Source organism: Lacimonas salitolerans, from assembly GCF_042677865.1.
GTDB lineage: Bacteria > Pseudomonadota > Alphaproteobacteria > Rhodobacterales > Rhodobacteraceae > Lutimaribacter > Lutimaribacter salitolerans.
The window spans coordinates 34176-50343 of the sequence record NZ_JBHUDD010000056.1 but is presented as its reverse complement, the minus strand read 5'-3'; the positions used below and the strand labels follow the sequence as shown (position 1 = coordinate 50343).

Annotated in this window: 14 protein-coding genes; 2 read left to right on the top strand and 12 right to left on the bottom strand. The window is 65.4% G+C overall.

All coding sequences use genetic code 11. From position 1 onward, the window contains the following. Nucleotides 1-5: 5 nt before the first annotated feature. Together cuyB and hisD are read left to right on the top strand one after the other, a co-directional pair. Complete coding sequence (gene cuyB / locus ACFTOW_RS10770) at nt 6-719, top strand: cysteate racemase (RefSeq protein WP_379915503.1); 714 nt, start codon at nt 6-8, stop codon at nt 717-719. Further along, nucleotides 716-1987, top strand: coding sequence for a histidinol dehydrogenase (hisD, locus tag ACFTOW_RS10765; protein ID WP_379915501.1), 1272 nt, complete (start codon nt 716-718; stop codon nt 1985-1987). Before cuyB ends, hisD begins: the two co-directional genes overlap by 4 nt. Nucleotides 1988-2109: 122 nt before the next feature. Here the strand turns inward: hisD and ACFTOW_RS10760 are convergent, their stop codons facing one another. The 12 genes from ACFTOW_RS10760 to ACFTOW_RS10705 form a co-directional block, all read right to left on the bottom strand. Continuing rightward, nucleotides 2110-3105 (bottom strand): ABC transporter ATP-binding protein, encoded by a 996-nt coding sequence (locus ACFTOW_RS10760; protein ID WP_379915499.1) that lies wholly within the window; start codon nt 3103-3105, stop codon nt 2110-2112. Then, entirely contained in the window at nt 3102-4094 is a 993-nt protein-coding gene (locus ACFTOW_RS10755; protein WP_379915497.1) for an ABC transporter ATP-binding protein, read from the bottom strand. The genes ACFTOW_RS10760 and ACFTOW_RS10755 overlap by 4 nt, the downstream gene beginning before the upstream one ends. A 3-nt stretch (nt 4095-4097) precedes the next feature. Then, nucleotides 4098-5015, bottom strand: coding sequence for an ABC transporter permease (locus ACFTOW_RS10750; RefSeq protein ID WP_379915495.1), 918 nt, complete (start codon nt 5013-5015; stop codon nt 4098-4100). Beyond that, nucleotides 5012-5953, bottom strand: coding sequence for an ABC transporter permease (locus ACFTOW_RS10745; RefSeq protein WP_379915493.1), 942 nt, complete (start codon nt 5951-5953; stop codon nt 5012-5014). The genes ACFTOW_RS10750 and ACFTOW_RS10745 overlap by 4 nt, the downstream gene beginning before the upstream one ends. Before the next feature lie 119 nt (nt 5954-6072). Beyond that, a complete protein-coding gene (locus ACFTOW_RS10740) occupies nt 6073-7650 on the bottom strand; it encodes an ABC transporter substrate-binding protein (RefSeq protein WP_379915491.1) in 1578 nt (525 codons plus the stop codon). A 48-nt stretch (nt 7651-7698) separates the two neighbouring features. Next, on the bottom strand, nt 7699-9198 hold the full coding sequence (locus ACFTOW_RS10735; RefSeq protein ID WP_379915489.1) for a M81 family metallopeptidase: 1500 nt from the start codon (nt 9196-9198) through the stop codon (nt 7699-7701). 290 nt (nt 9199-9488) lie between these two features. Next, nucleotides 9489-10250, bottom strand: a complete 762-nt coding sequence (locus tag ACFTOW_RS10730; protein ID WP_379915487.1) for a COG3904 family protein — start codon at nt 10248-10250, stop codon at nt 9489-9491. A 33-nt stretch (nt 10251-10283) separates the two neighbouring features. Next, nucleotides 10284-11588 carry a hypothetical protein gene (locus ACFTOW_RS10725; RefSeq protein WP_379915485.1) on the bottom strand — a complete coding sequence of 435 codons (1305 nt, stop codon included), beginning with the start codon at nt 11586-11588 and terminating at the stop codon, nt 10284-10286. A 183-nt stretch (nt 11589-11771) separates the two neighbouring features. Continuing rightward, the gene (locus ACFTOW_RS10720) at nt 11772-12566 is read right to left on the bottom strand and encodes a hypothetical protein (RefSeq protein ID WP_379915483.1); all 795 of its coding nucleotides are present in this window, start codon (nt 12564-12566) and stop codon (nt 11772-11774) included. Then, a complete protein-coding gene (locus ACFTOW_RS10715; RefSeq protein WP_379915481.1) occupies nt 12559-14286 on the bottom strand; it encodes a thiamine pyrophosphate-binding protein in 1728 nt (575 codons plus the stop codon). Before ACFTOW_RS10715 ends, ACFTOW_RS10720 begins: the two co-directional genes overlap by 8 nt. Before the next feature lie 17 nt (nt 14287-14303). Beyond that, nucleotides 14304-15605, bottom strand: coding sequence for a TRAP transporter large permease (locus tag ACFTOW_RS10710; protein WP_379915479.1), 1302 nt, complete (start codon nt 15603-15605; stop codon nt 14304-14306). Further along, complete coding sequence (locus tag ACFTOW_RS10705; protein WP_379915477.1) at nt 15602-16135, bottom strand: TRAP transporter small permease; 534 nt, start codon at nt 16133-16135, stop codon at nt 15602-15604. The genes ACFTOW_RS10710 and ACFTOW_RS10705 overlap by 4 nt, the downstream gene beginning before the upstream one ends. Between the last annotated feature and the right edge of the window lie 33 nt (nt 16136-16168).

Below are 16168 nucleotides of genomic sequence, written 5' to 3'. Positions count from 1 at the left end.
CTGTCATGCCGCGCGTTATCGGAATTCTGGGTGGCATGGGGCCCGAGGCGACGATTCTTCTGATGTCGCGTATCCTTGCCCTGACCCCGGCAGACACCGACAGCGATCACATCCCGCTGCTGGTGGATAACAACACGCAGGTGCCGTCGCGGATCGCGCATCTTGTCGACGGCACGGGAACGGACCCGACACCGGTTCTGATCGGCATGGCCCGTCGCCTGCACCAGGCCGGAGCCGAGGCGCTGGCCATGCCGTGCAACACTGCCCATTGCTATGCCGATCAGATCGCGGCGGCGGTGCAGGTTCCGTTTCTGGACATGGTGGCACTTACCGCCGCGCAGGTCGCCGACACCAGCCCAGCCAGTCCGGTCGGCCTGCTGGCCTCGCCCGCGGTCGAAAAAACCGGCGTATTCGCAACAGCGTTGGCCCGGCACGGTTGCGCCGTCCTGTATCCCGACAATCGCGATGCCATGCTGGGGGCGATCCGCGCCATCAAGGCCGGGCACGAGGACGAGGCGCTGCCCGTCTTGCAGGCTGCCGTTGCGGAAATGGCCGACGGCGGCGCGTCCTCGGCCATTCTTGGCTGCTCTGAGTTCTCCATTCTGGCACCACGGCTGGGCACGCCTCGGCTGTCGCTGACCGACAGCATGGATGTGCTGGCCGCGGCCTGTGTCAGCTTTGCCCTGCCATCGCCTTTCGTGGGAAAAGAGATCACATGACCGTTCGCTTTCTGAAATCCGCAAAACCCGACAGCGCGCAGCAGCAGTCATCCGTGCGCGACCGCGTGCTGGACATGCTGCACGACATCGAACAGGGCGGTGAGGCGGTCGCCCTGCGCTATGCATCCGAGTTGGATGACTGGCACGGCGATGTGGTCGTGAGTGAAGATGAAATCGCCGCCGCTGCTGCCCGTCTGGACCCGTCAGTGCGCGCCGACATCGAGTTCGCGCATGCCAACATTCAAAAATTCGCCAAGGCACAACGTGCGACGCTGCTGGATATGGAGATCGAAATGGCACCGGGATTCGTTGCCGGTCAACGGTCTATCCCTGTTGTGTCTGCCGGATGCTACGCGCCGGGCGGACGTTTCAGCCATGTGGCATCTGCCTTGATGACAATCACCACGGCCAAGGCCGCCGGAGTCGAGTTCGTGGCCGCCGCATCACCGCCGCGGGGGCCGGACGGGATCGCCGACGAGATGGTCTATGCGATGCATCTGGCCGGGGCGCAGAAGATCCTGTGCATGGGCGGGGTACAGGCCGTGGCCGCGATGGCATTCGGATTTTTCGACATTCCCCGGGCCGATGTTCTGGCCGGTCCCGGCAATGCCTGGGTGGCCGAGGCCAAGCGCCAGCTTTATGGCCGTGTCGGCATCGACATGGTCGCTGGCCCCACCGACAGCCTGATCGTGGCGGACCAGTCTGCCGATCCGGCCGTGGTCGCATGGGACATGGTCGGCCAGATGGAACATGGCGCGGATTCCCCGGTCTGGCTGGTGACGGACAGCAGTGCGCTGGCCAGTGGGGTTCTGGCATTGGTGCCCGAACTGATTGCGACCTTGCCGGCATCCAACGCGAAATCGGCCACGGCCGCATGGGAGAACCTGGCCGAGATCGTGGTATGTGACGACCGCGAGGAAATGGCCACGATGGCCGACCGCTACGCGCCCGAGCACCTGCATGTTCAGGCCCGGGATCTGGACTGGTGGCTGACCCGGCTCAGGGCCTATGGCTCGTTGTTCCTTGGGGCCGAGACGACCGTGGCCTTTGGCGACAAGGCCGCAGGGCCCAACCATGTGCTGCCCACGTCAGGTGCGGCGCGCTATACCGGGGGCCTGTCGGTGCACAAGTTTCTCAAGACTGTGACGTGGCAGCGCGCCACCGGCGAAGCCGCCCGGCAGGTGGCCGAGGTGACAGCGCGCATTTCGCGGCTCGAAGGTATGGAAGCCCATGCAAGAACGGCCGACATCCGCCTGACATCACGGTGATCCCGCAACCGTGATCAAGCCTGGCCGCGTGATGCTTAGGCCACGCGCGAGTCTCGTTGTCGGGTTCATCCGGTCAGGAAATCGGGGCGGCCGATAGACGAATGCACCGCTGCCGGTCCCCATCAAACCTCTTCGGCGTAATGACAGGCGCTGCTGTGGCCATGCGCCATCTGGCGCAGGATGGGCGTTTCGCTGGCGCAGCGTTGGGTCGCCATCGGGCAGCGGGTGCGGAACACACACCCGCTGGGCGGGTCGATGGGGCTGGGCACATCGCCGCTCAGTACCGTGCGGTCGCGCGGGGCGTCGGGATCGGGCAGCGGCACCGCCGAGAGCAGCGCCTTGGTGTAGGGATGGCGCGGATGCGCAAAGATCGAACTGCGATCTGCAATCTCCATGATGCGGCCCAGATACATCACGGCGACCCGGTCGCTCATGTGTTCGACCACCGCCAGATCGTGCGAGATGAACAGCAGCGCAAGCCCCAGCTCGCGTTGCAGATCCATAAGCAGGTTGATGATCTGCGCCTGAACCGAGACATCCAGCGCCGACACGGCCTCGTCGCACACGATGATATCGGGTTCGGACGCCAGCGCGCGCGCGATACAGATGCGCTGCCGCTGCCCGCCCGAGAACTGATGCGGCATCCGCCGCATCGAGTCGCGCGGCAGCCCCACCTTTTCCAGCAGATCACCGACACGGCGGGCCCTTTCGGCGCGTCCCTTGACAAGCCCGTGACTGCGCAGGGGTTCGGCCACCAGCGCCTCGACGCTCATCCGCGGATTGAGGCTGGAATAGGGGTCCTGAAACACGACGTTCAGCCGCTTGCGGATCGGTTTCAGGTCTTTCGGCGGCAGGCTGTCGATGCGCTGACCGTCAAGCGTGATCTCGCCCTCGGTCAGCGGAATGAGCCGGGCAAGGCATTTGCCCACCGTGGATTTCCCGCAGCCGGATTCCCCCACCAGCGACAGCGTCTCGCCGCGCGCGATGTGAAAGCTGACATCGCTGACCGCGTGGACCGATTTGCGCGCCCCGAACAGCCCAGATGCCACGGGAAACCGTTTCACCAGATTGCGCACCTCGATCAGGTGCCGTGGGTGTGTCGTGTCGGTTTGCGTCATGCGACAAAGGCCCCTCTGGCGGCGAAGTGGCACGCAGCGAAATGGCGGTCCGCCTTTTGCTCCAGCGCCGGTTCGATGCGGCGGCAGGCGTCCTGCGCCATCGGGCAGCGTTCGGCAAAGGCGCATCCTGTCAGGGGTTTGGACATATCGGGCACCCGCCCCGGAATCTCGGCAAGCCGCACCGCAGCCCCGTCGCCAAGGGACGACCCCAGCTTGGGCAGCGCGTTCAGCAAGCCTTGCGTGTAGGGGTGGCGCGGCGTGCGGAACAGGTCGGTCACGCTGGCCTCTTCGACCTTGCGCCCGGCATACATGACCAGGACACGCTCGGCGAATTCCGCCACCACGCCCAGATCATGCGTGATCAGCATGACAGCCGAGCCGACCTTGCGCCGCAGATCCTGCATCAGGTCAAGGATCTGCGCCTGAATGGTCACATCCAGTGCCGTCGTCGGCTCGTCCGCCACCAGAAGCGCCGGGTTGCAGGCCAGGGCGATCGCAATCATCGCCCGCTGTCGCATGCCCCCTGAAAGCTGGTGCGGATACTCGTCCACCCGTTGTTCAGGCGAGGGGATGCCGACAAGTTGCAGCATCTCGATGGCGCGGTTGCGGGCCACCGTGCGGCTGGCGTTTTCGTGCAGGCGGACGGATTCGCCGATCTGCTGACCGATGGTGAACACCGGGTTGAGCGAGGTCATGGGTTCCTGAAAGATCATGCTGATCTCGTCGCCGCGCAACTGGCGCATCCGCCGTTCCGATGCCTTCATCAGGTCCTGCCCGCGAAACAGGATCTGCCCCGCAACCTTCCCGGGCGGCTCGGGCAACAGCCGCAGCAGCGCCATGGATGTCACCGACTTGCCGCAACCGCTTTCGCCCACGATGGCCAGTGCCTCGCCTGCATTGATGTCAAAGCTCAGCCCGTCCACCGCCCGGTTCACGCTGGTCGCGGTCCGGAAATGAACCTGAAGGTCGCGCACTTCGAGAAGGGCCATCGCTTACACCTGTTTGGCAAGGCGGGGGTCTACCGCGTCGCGCAGCCCGTCCCCCACCAGATTGACGGCCAGCACCGTGATCGACAGGAACACCGCCGGAAAGAACACCACGTTGGGCTTGACCTGCCAAAGCGCGCGCCCCTCGGCCATGATGTTGCCCCATGACGGGATCGAGGTCGGCGTGCCCGCACCGATAAAGCTCAGGATGGCCTCGGTGATCATCGCCGAGGCGCAGATATAGGTGGCCTGAACCGTCAGCGGCGCCAGCGTGTTTGGCATGATATGGTACCAGATGATCCCGAATGTAGAGGTTCCGCAGGCGGTGCCCGCCTCGACATATGGCTGCTCGCGCACCGACAGGACAACCGACCGCGTCAGCCGCGCGACACGCGGAATCTCGGCGATGGTGATGGCAAGGATCACATTGAAAACCGATCCGCCGCGCATCAGCGTCATCAGCGCGATGGCCAGCAGAATGGCCGGGATCGACATCAGCCCGTCCATCACCCGCATGATGATGTTGTCCGCCCAACGCACAAAGCCCGAGAGCAGGCCGATGGTCAGCCCGATGACCGAGGCAAAGATCGCCACACCGGCCCCCACGATCAGCGACACCCGCGCGCCATAGACCGTGCGCGAGTAGATATCGCGCCCCATCATGTCGGTGCCGAACCAGGCCTCGGCCGAGGGCGGCAACACCCGCTGCGCGGGGTTGAGCGCGCTTGGGTCCGATGTCGCCACCAAGGGCGCGAAAATGGCCATCGCAGTGACCAGAACCAGCAGGGCGGCACCGATCCACAGCGTCGGATGTTCGATCAGCATTCCCATCACCCGCGAGCGTTGCGGCGGCGGGGGCAGGATCACCGGACGCGGGGGCGCTGCGGCAAGCTGATCGTCGGCAATGTCGGAATTGGCGGTCAATAGCGTATCCTCGGGTCGATGATGGTGTAGCTCAGGTCGATGAGCAGGTTGATGAACACATAGACGAAGCTGAAGATCAGGATGATCGCCTGAATGACCGGATAGTCACGCCGCAGGATCGAATCCACAGTCAGACGCCCCAGCCCGGGCAGCGAGAAAACGGTTTCGATCACCACCGCGCCCGAGATCATCAATGCGATCCCCAGGCCAACCACGGTCACGATCGGCACCATCGCGTTGCGCAGCGCGTGAACGAACAGCACCGAGTTGTTGGCGACCCCCTTGGCCCGGGCGGTGCGGATGTAATCCTGTTGCAGGATTTCCAGCATCGTCGCGCGGGTGATCCGGGCAATCAGGGCAATATAGACACCCGACAGGGTGATTGCGGGCAACAGCAGACCGCGCAGCCAGGGCCAGACCCCTTCGGCGATGGGGGTATACCCCTGCACCGGCAGCCAGCCAAGCTGAAGCGCCAGAACCCAGGCCAGCATGTACCCCACCACGAACACCGGCACGGAAAATCCCAGCACCGCGACCAGCATTATCACACGGTCCAGCAACGACCCGCGCTTCCACGCGGCTGCCACGCCCATCGGAATGGCGATGATCAGGGCGATGACAAGGGTCACGACCATCAGCGACAGGGTCGGCTCGACCCGGGTCAGGATCATCCGCGAGACCGGCTCGCGGGTGAAGATCGAGCGCCCGAAATCACCCTGCGCAATCCCGACCGACCATTCGACAAAGCGCACCGGAAAGCTGCGGTCAAGCCCGAGCTCGCGGCGGATGTTCTCGATATCCTGCTGCGTCGCCTGATCCCCGGCCAGGATCGCCGCCGGATCGCCCGGCGCTAGATACAGCAGGCTGAACACGAAGATCATCACGAACAGGACAACCGGCACGGTCGAAAGGATTCGTCGGACGATATAGGTGCTCATTGACAGTAGTGTCCTTTGGAGAAGGCCGCGCGACGCTGCACCGGATCAGGCAGCCGGAGTTCAGGGCGTAAGCTGTCCGGAACCAAGACACGGCTCCGGACGTTTCGGCAGTATCGGGGTCAGGCCCGGTCGACGTTCCAGAACAGGTTGACCGACGCTTCCAGCATGCCCGTCAGGTCCGAGCGCACCGCGCCATCGCCAAAGGATTGACCAAGCGGAACGCTGGGCACCTGATCAAGGGCACGGTTATGCGCCTTGTCAAAGAGGGTCTGCGCCTCTTCCTCGGTCCCGGCACTCAGCCAGTCGGCCACGATCTGCTCCATCTCCTCGTCCTTCGACCAGCCCCACCAGCCGTTCTCGCCAAGCCCGCGCGTGGTGGCGTTGGTGGCCGGATTGGCAATCGAGATCGAGGGCCAAGTGGTGCAGGCGATGCTCCAGCCGCCATTCTCGACCGGCTCTTTCGACACCCGGCGCTGAACCACGGTGCCCCAGTCGGTATCCTGCAGATCGACATTCATGCCGATCTTTTCCAGCAGATCCGCCGTCAGCACCCCCAGGGGATGAATCGAGGCGATATCGGTCGGGTTCAGGATCACCACCCTTTCGCCGTTATAGCCAGCGTCGATCACGGCCTGTCTGGCGGCTTCGACATCCAGCGATCCGATAATGCCATCGCCCAGCTCGTTCACGCCGGGCAGTCCGCACGGAAACGAGGCCAGACACAGATCGCGGTTGCTCTCGTCCGCGGTCACGGCCTGCATGAACGGCGTCTGGTCGACGGCTTTCAGGATCGCGCGGCGCAGTTCCACGTTGTTGAACGGCGGTTGAAGATGGTTGAAGCGCATCACCGACACCACACCGAACGGGTCGCTGCGATGCAGGTTCACCTGTGGGTGCATGTCGATGATCGGGGCCAGATCGGGCAGGATCGTGGCAAGCCAATCGACTTCGCCGGCCTGAATCGCGGCGGCGGCGGTTGCCGGATCTGGGATCACCTGCCAGACCAGCCGGTCAAAGTTCACGACCTTGCCGCCCGAGGTCCAGGCCGCCGCCTCGCTGCGCGGAACGTAGCCCTCGAACTTCTCATAGACCATGCGGTCACCCGAAACGTACTCATCCGCCATGAACCGGAACGGGCCCGAACCGATCATTTCCGTCACCTGCGACGAGATGTCGGTCATCGCCAGCCGTTCGGGCATGATCATCGCCGGCGAGGAATGCGGCTTGCCGATCGCATGAAGAAGCTGACCAAAGGGGCGGGTCAGCTTGATCACGATGGTCTTGTCATCCTTGACGCCAAAGCTCTCGGTGGCGGCGCCCAACGCCTGGCCAAAGCCGTCGCGCTTGGCCCAGCGTGCCAGGCTTGCGGCGCAGTCCTGCGCGCGCACAGGCTCGCCGTCATGGAACATCAGCCCGTCGCGCAGGGTGATCTCCCATGTCAGGCCATCGTCCGAAACGGTGTGGCCCGCAGCCATCTGCGGCACGGGCTGCAGGTTGGCATCCATGCCATACAGCGTGTCAAACACGCAGTAGCCATGGGTGATCGACACTGCCGCCGGAGTGAATACCGGATCAAGTACCGTAAGGTTCGACCCCGGCACATAGCGCAGCGTCTTGGTTCTGTTCTGCGCGATGGACGGCAGCGACAGAAGCGGCGTCGCTGCTGCGGCCCCGATAAGTGTTCTGCGGGTGATCATTTTTGTTGTCCTTCCTGTTGGATAGCTTTGTTTTTTGGTTTCAAACGGTCAATCGGAACAATCAGGCGCGGGGGCAGGGGTGGCCATGTCGTCGGCGGGCCAGAACGGGCGCAGGCGATGCGTCCAGTCGACATCCTGCAACCGCAGCGGCGCGCCACCGGGCCCATGCAGGGCGATGTACTGCACACCCGGCCCCAGAAGCTTGCGATAGTTCATCAGATTCTTGAACGAGACAATCTTGCAGTCGGCAATGTCGATGCCGTTGGCGGCATAGTGCTCGTCCATATGCTCGTAGAACGGAAAGCTGCCCGCCACGATCCGCACGCCGCCGACCTTCAGCACAGCGGTCAGCCCGGTCGATGTCGTCGCACCTGAGGCCGGACCACCCTTGTAGGTGAATTTTCCGTCGCCCAGCCGGTGCACCGTTGCCCGCACCGAAAGCGGTTTGAACCAGCGATCATCCTGGCTGGCACCGATCAGAAACTCTGCGGTCTGGCCTTCGCCGATCTCCTGCGCCTTTTGCGCAGCAGCCGGATCAACGATATAGACCGCCGCGGCCGTATCCGGGGCAACGTCCAGCAGTGCGGCCAGAAGCGCGGGCGAGTCGCCCTGCGCACCGGCCCCCATCGAATCCGGGGCGTCGACGATCAACGTCCGACCCTCGGCCGCGACGGCAGCCGTCACCGCCTCTTGCGGTGTCATCGCGGGCAGTTCGAATTCGCGCCGCCGGTCCCAGATCGCATCCAGCACGTCCTGGGCCACTGCATCGGCGGCATCGGGGTCACCATCAGTCACCGCAAGCCCGGTGATCCCGACATCGGCCATGTCCAGCCAGGGCTGAACCGGGAAATAGCTGGCAGACAGCGCACGGCCCTCCGCCTCGGCGGTGCGGGCAATCGCGGCCACCTGCGCCATCGGCTCGTCGCCCAGCGTCGCCCCGCCCAGAACGGGCACGATTGCATTGTACTTGCGGATGCGCGTCACCGGGCGGATGTCCCCCCGCAGCGCCCGCAACAGGAACCCGGCGGCCTTGGCGCCGGTCTGATAGGCATCGACATGCGGATAGGTCTCGTACCCCACGATGATCTGCGCGTCGCGCGCCATGCGCGGCGTGACATGGGCATGCAGGTCCAGACTGACGGCAATCGGGATGTCCGGGTCATTCAGCGTCCGGCGCACCGCCGAGATGATGACACCTTCGGGGTCTTTTTCGGTGCCGCAGATCATGGCTCCGTGCAGGGCCAGATAAACCCCGTCAAGCGGCATGGCCGCAGCAACGCCGTCGGTGATCCGCGCTTTCATGTCTTCGAAAAAGCTGTCCTCGACATGGCCACCAGATACGCAGCGGGCCAGGACGATGGGTTCGATACTGACGCTTTCGGTTGTCAGGACATCCAGCCCGCCGGTAAGGGCCAGTTGCTTGCCCGCCGCCATTTCCAGCATCGCCGCGCCCGAAAAGATGCCAAGCCGTTCGAAATCCTCGCGCCGTGCCACCCGCAGGGACAGGCTGTTGCCCTCGAATTCGAAGCTTGCGACTGCAACTTTCATTCTGATCTCCCAGCAAATCCGCACAGGGCTTCCCTGATCAGGAGTATCGAGCCAGCCCTCAGAAACGTCCGCGTCGTTACGTAAACCCTCGCAGCGGATTGCATAGGTATCAAATGCCAATTGAGATCATAATTATGCATGTTCTGCATCATTTTGCGCATCACCATGCCATGGGGCATGATCTGGCCCGGGTACTTCCCTGAAACATGCGGTCGCAGGATGGCCACGCAACAAGGGTCGCGGCCCCGGTTACGGTTTCGCATCGCGAGGCAAAACCAAAGAGCACCCTGTCAATCGCTCATCCCGGTCGCCAGGCGGCTTTCAAGCAGTTCCGACTCGACCAGCACATAGATGTCATTCGGTGGGGTCGTCAGGCCATGCACCATGACGCCCGGATCGACGCCCATCTCGATCAGGTAACCCATCGTTTCCCCCTGACCGCGCTGGATATCCTCGACCGCAAAGAACACCGGCATGTAGCCGGGTGTTTCATAGTAATGCTGGTGCAGCCCCACCGCGCCGGTCCGGGACACGCGGCGTTCGACGCCGGCGGCCAGGACATAGGGGCACGACGACAGGCAGGCCATGCCGGGCAGGATCAGCGTATCCAGGCTGGCTTCCCGGACCAGCCGCCCGACCGCCAGCGCCTCGTCCACGATGCCGCCGGGGCTGTTCAGGGCGACGGCATCGGGCATGTCCTCCAGATCTGCCAGATAGGCCTCGAACCTGTCGGCGTCGCCACCCGTGATCGCCCCGTTCATCATCAGCAGGGCGCCAAGCTCGGCATCCTGCTGCATCGTGAATTCAAGCCGCGGTGGCAGATCGTCGGGCAGGTTGATCTCGGGCCCGTTGCCGGGGTTGGTGAATTGCGGTCTGGGCCGGGTCGGATCGTAGCGGCGCACCTGATCCCCGGGCGAGACAGGACCGGTCGGCCCGGGCTGGTCGAACCAACGGTCAAACCGCCAGCGCGCCTCGATATCGGTGACCAGCAGGACAACCGCGATCAGCACCTGCACCAGCAGGACCGACCTCAGCCATTGGCCGATCGTCATCGCGCGGCCCCTGTCAACAAGACTGCGCACGGGTCACCCCTGCCCCGGCGTGCGGTCTTTGCCCGGTGGCGCATCCTCGCGCAGACGCCGCAGGATCTCGGTATCCGCATCGCCCATGGATGCCTCGACATCCTTCATGGCGTTGATCGCCGCCTTGAGGTCGGCCAGCGTCAGGGTTTCCTCGATGCTCAGCCCGTCCCGGCCGCTGCGGATCGCCGCCTGCGTGACCGCCAGCACGAACACAAGAACCCCCGGCAGCAGGTCGATGGCGATCGCCCCCGCCCAGGACGGCACGAAGTTGCCCGCATAGCGGATGACCGCATCCGCGCTTGAGATCGGGTTATAGGCGGTCTCCTGCGGGGGCTCCATTTCCAGCACCTGCGCGGCGGCCTGCCCCAGCGTGCGGCTGCGCTGGTCCAGCGCCTCAAGCACCGATCCGATGGTCGTGGATTGCGCCGCGCGGATGCTCGAGGTGCGGCCATCGAGTTCCGGCAGCACCACAGAAGCCGGCAGATCGGCGGCGGCGCGCGCCACCAGCAGCGCCACGGAATACTGGTTGAGGTTCGAGATCACCCCGGCCAGCCGCACGCTTTCCTCGGAAAACGCGACCGAACGCGGATCGACCGGGCCGGGGGCCACGGTCAGGCCGCGCATGCGCCCCAGAATTTCGTTGCCCCGTTCATAGGCAGACACGATCAGGGGCTGTTGCTCGGTGATCTGCGCCTCGAGGCTTTGCAGTTCTTCGGTCTTTTGCCGCAAGACGCGGTAGACCGCGCCCTGCCCCGCCGTCCCCGACAGCTCGCCCGAGCGTTCCTGCTCGGCCAGCGCCTCGAACGCCTCGCGGGCCCGGCGCACCTCTTGCCGCAGGGCCTGCGCCGACAGCGCGATGTCATGGGCCTGTTCCAGCGCGCCCTGATAGTCGCGCACGGTGCGTTCCAGATGCTGTTCCACCGCGGCCGAGCCTGCCAGCGCGGCGGCGTTCAGCCAGCTTGACATGGCGATGATCGCCAGCGACCCCACGATGGTCGAGACGGTCAGACCGATGAACCCGCCCGCGCTGCGCATCGACGGCAACAGGCGCAGCATATAGCTCCAGAACACGAAGATCCCGACCGACACCGCGACCGAATAGGCGACAGCGGCGAAAAAGCTCATCGCGCCGGTGTCTTCCAGCAGCGAGGACACGCCGATATAGGTATAGATGCCCGACGCGATCGCCAGAACGCCCAAAGCCGCAGGCGTGAACGTGTCAAGCCAGACAAGATGGCCCTCAAGCTCTTTGGCGGTACGCAGGCCCTTGGTCTCTGCCGCGGTCAGCCGCCGGTCCGGGTTGGTCATGGATGTATCCTTGGTAGCTGCGATGGCCCGGGCGCAGGCAGGGAAAAAGGCCGGTGCCATTTGAGCCGAGGTTGACGCCGATGTCGACCGGCTGACCGCCCATATCACGCAAACATGTGCCGACCCTGCCCTGAGCCTTCCGTCGTGCCCATGCCCTCCGCGCGCCAAAGGGGCGGCCATGTCTTACGTCTCTGGCACCAGCGCCGCGGCCACCAGATCGCGGGCGGCCATGCCCTTGTGCGCGCCAAGCGCCGCCGCCGCCAGGTTGAAGGCCGAGATCACCCCATCCTGCCAGGTGGACCGCGCATCGCCGATCCGCGCGCTGGCAGCGGCCACCGTGGCGGCGGCAATTCCCCTGCCCTGCAACACCGGCAGGCGCGATGTGGCCGCCCCGCCCGCGTCGTTGAACAGCGCCAGCCACGCATCGACCTTCAGGGCATTGGCCGCGTTGCCCCCGAACACCGCACCGTGCGAGCCGGTGACCACCACCTGACCGGCATCCGCCGCCTGCACCAGGCTGGCGGAATCCACCAGGATCAGACGCCGCCCGCCGGGCACGGGTGTGGTTTCGTGCCGGGCCTCTTGCAGATCCGGGCAATCCCCGCCGTGGGGTGGCGCCACCTGCAACAAGCCCGCCGCCTGCGCGCAGCCCATCCCGGGATGAACGCCAAGCTCCAGTGCAGGCGCATTGGCGTGCGAGATGACCCCGCGCGCCTGCATCACCGCCGCCTCACCGATGGGCGCGCTGTGGTGATCCACCGCCGCGGCGGCCATGCCCTGCGCCGCCAGCCAGTCCAGCCCGCCGATCCCGGCATCGTCCAACCCCACGCCTGCATCGTGGAAGATCGCCGCGCGGCACTCGGCCTTGCGCGCCATGAAAGCGGCGAAAACACCCCCGTGCGAGCCGGTGATCACCACCCGTCCCACCGCCTCGGGGCCCAGACGGGTGACACTGTCCGCCAGCAGGGGCTCAGGCAATCCGGTCGCCTTTCTTGATCTGCGCTGCGCGGCTGTCGGCGGCGGGCAGCATCTTGCCCGGATCGCGGGTCACGATCACGTCCAGCACCGTGGGCCGCCCGGTTTCCGCCAGCGCCCGCGCCAGCGCATCGGCCAGCGCATCGGGGGTTTCCACCCGGATGCCAAGACAGCCCATCGCATTGGCCACACCCGCGTAATCGGTCTCCTCAAGATCCGACGACTGGTAATTGCCCTCGCCATACATCAGATGCTGCAAGGCTTTGACGTAGCCCGAGGCGGCATTGTTCACCACGATGATGGTCGGGGCCAGTCCCATGCGGCGGGCGGTCTCGATCTCGCCCAGCACCATGTTGAAACCGCCGTCGCCGGTGATCGCCACCACGGCCCGGTCGGGCGCGCCAAGACAGGCCCCGATCGCCCCGGGCAGGCCATAGCCGATCGAGGCAAAGCCACGGTCAGGCACGAACCCGCGCCCCGCACGGCGACTGTCATAGAACAGCCCACTCCAATGCGCGGCGAAACCGCCGTCGGCGATCAGGATCGCATCCTCGGGCAGGATCTTGTTCAGCTCGCCCAGCATGCGGCCCATAGATACGGGCACCTCCTCGCTTGTCAGGCGTGCGTTGGCCATGTCGCGCCAGGCGGTCATCCGGGTCACCACATCGTCGCACCAGTCCTTGCGCGCGACGGGGGCGGCCTTGCCCGTCAGGGCGGCGCCCAGATCGCGGATGCCCGCGCGCGCATCACCCCACAGCGGCAGGGTCGGGGCATAGGTGCGCCCGATCTCTTCGGCGACGCAATCCAGATGGATCATCGTCTTGCCCGGCGTGGGCACGGTATAGCGCTTGGTCGCGATCTCGCCCAGCTTGCACCCGATGACCAGCAGGCAATCGCTGTCCTCGATCAGCCCGTTGGCGATCCGGTCATAGCGCCCGAACAGCCCCGCCGACAGCGGGCTGGTGCAGGCAATGGCGCCCTTGCCGCTCATGGTGTGGGCCACGGGGATCTGCGCGGCCTCGGCCAGCGCCTGCAAATCCGGGGCCGCCTGCGAGATATGCACCCCGCCCCCCGCCAGGATCAGCGGACGCTCGGCCGCCGCCAGCAGCGCCGCCGCCTCGGCCAGCGCATCGGCATCGGGGCGGCAGCGCAGGGCCGGGGCCGCCTGATAGCGCGGATCATAGTCAAAATCCCTGTCCTCGAACCCGTAGGTGCCGTGGCACAGATCCTCGGGCACGATCAGAACCACCGGCCCGGGCCGGCCTGTGGTGGCCACCATGAAGGCCCGGCCCAGCAGTTCCGGGATGCGCTTGATCGACTCCACCCGGATCACCTCCTTGGCGGCGGGGCGCAGGATTTCGGCCTGTCGGGATTCCTGCGTCATGTTCTTCCAGGCGTGATCGCGATGGGCATCCCCCACGATGGCGACGATGGGCGAGCCTGCGTTCAACGCCTCGACCAGCCCGGTCACCAGGTTCGTCGCCCCCGGCCCCAGCGTCGCATCCACCAGCCCCACCCGGCCCGTCACCTTGGCATAGGCGTCGGCGGCAAAGGCCCCGCAGCGCTCGTCGTTTATCAGGTGGTGGCGCAGCCCCAACCGTCGCGCAGCGTCATAGAACGGCAGCAACTGGAACCCGCCCATGCCAAAGATCGGCCCGGCGTCATGCGCCAGCAAGGCGCGCACCAGTGCCTCGCCCCCGGTCATTTCGTTTGTTGATGTCATGTAAGCCTCGATTGAGTTCAGGTGATACGATAGCCAAGCACCCTTGGCAGCCACAGGGCGATTTCCGGAAAGGCCAGGATCAGACCCAGCGCCACGGCCATGCCCAGCAACAGCCAGCCGACCCAGCGGAAGGTGGATTCCAGCGGTATGCCCGCGATCCGCGCCGTGACCATGAGGTTGACCGCCACCGGTGGCGTGAACTGCCCCATGGCGATGTTGATCGCCATGACGACGCCGAACCATGTGTAGGACCAGCCGAATGTGTTCACGATCGGCACCAGCAGCGGCAGCGTGATCAGGTAGATCGACACGCCGTCCAGCACCATGCCCGCCAGCAGGATGACGATCATCACCAGCAGCAGGATCACCCATTGATTGTCACTGACCGACAGCAGCAATTCGGCGGTCGCGCTGAACGCGCCCATGGTCGATCCGGCCCAGGCAAACAGCCCCGCAAGCGACAGGATGATCATCAGCACACCCGAGATGCGCGCGCTTTCGGCCAGCACGTTGTAGATGTCGCGCCAGCCCATGGTGCGGTAGATGACCGTGCCGACGAACAGCCCGTAGAACACCGCGACAACGGCGGTTTCCGTGGGCGTGAACAGGCCCGAGCGCAACCCGCCAAGGATGATCACCGGGGCCATCAGCCCGGGCAGGGCAAGGCGAAAGCTGGGCCAGAACGGTGGGCGTTGTTCCGTCTCGCCCGATCCGAACCCGTGCTTGCGGCTCAGCAGCAGGGTCGGCACGGCCACGGCCAGACCCAGCAACAGGCCGGGGATCAGGCCGGCGGCAAACAGCGCGCGCAGGTCCATGCCGGGGATGATCACCGAATAGACGATCATCGCGATCGACGGCGGAATCAGGATCGCGGTCGAGGCCGAGGCCGCGATCACACTGGCGGTAAAGGGCCGTGGGTATCCCGCCTTGATCATCGAGGGCAGCATCACGGTGGCCACCGCGGCGGCATCCGCCGGGCCCGAGCCAGACATGCCGCCCATGATCATGCAGACCAGAATGGCGACCAGCGCCAGCCCACCGGGGCGCGGACCGATCAGGGATTGCGCGAACTGCACCAGATGCGCGGCCACGCCCGAGCGTTCGAACACCGCGCCGGTCAGGATGAACAGCGGAATCGCGATCAGCGGATACTTGGCAATGGCGGCATAGGTGTTCGGCCCGATCATGCCCAACGCGGCCTGATCCAGCCCGAAATAGACGCCCGCGGCCCCGCCCAGCCCCAGCGCCACGGCAATCGGCGCGCCGATGACCATCAGCCCGATAAAGACGCCCAGCAGCAGCAGGTTCGGCAGGATCATCGCGCCGCCCTCTGCCGGACCAGATGCGCCCAGCCCCGCCCCAGCACCCGCAGGATGATTGCGATGCTGAGGATCGGCATCCAGATCGTGTAGATCCACGTCGGATTGCCAAGCCCGGGCGTGGTTTCCTCCCAGTACCATTCCGAATAGGTCACCCGCGCACCGTAATAGACGATCAGCGCGAACATCAGCGTCGTCGCCAGCAGGGTCGCGACCTCGCACAGCCAGTGCAGGCGCGGTGGCAGGCGGTTCAGCACAAAGGTGATGCGGATATGCTCGGCCCGCGCAAACGCGGCGGACGCCCCCACGAAGGTCATGAACACCAGCAGAAAGACCGAGTATTCCTCGGTAAAGGCAAAGGACACGTTGGTGGCATAGCGCGCGATCACGTTGCTCATCGAGATCAGGCAGATCAGCGCCATCGCCGCCGCCCCCAGCGCGTCCTCGATGCGGACGGGAACGATGGTGTGCTCGGCAGACCTGTCGCGGGTGTCGTCGGGCATCGGTGCCTCGGGCGGAATATCACCCATTCCGGCCTCCTGTCTTTCGGGTCATGGGAAACG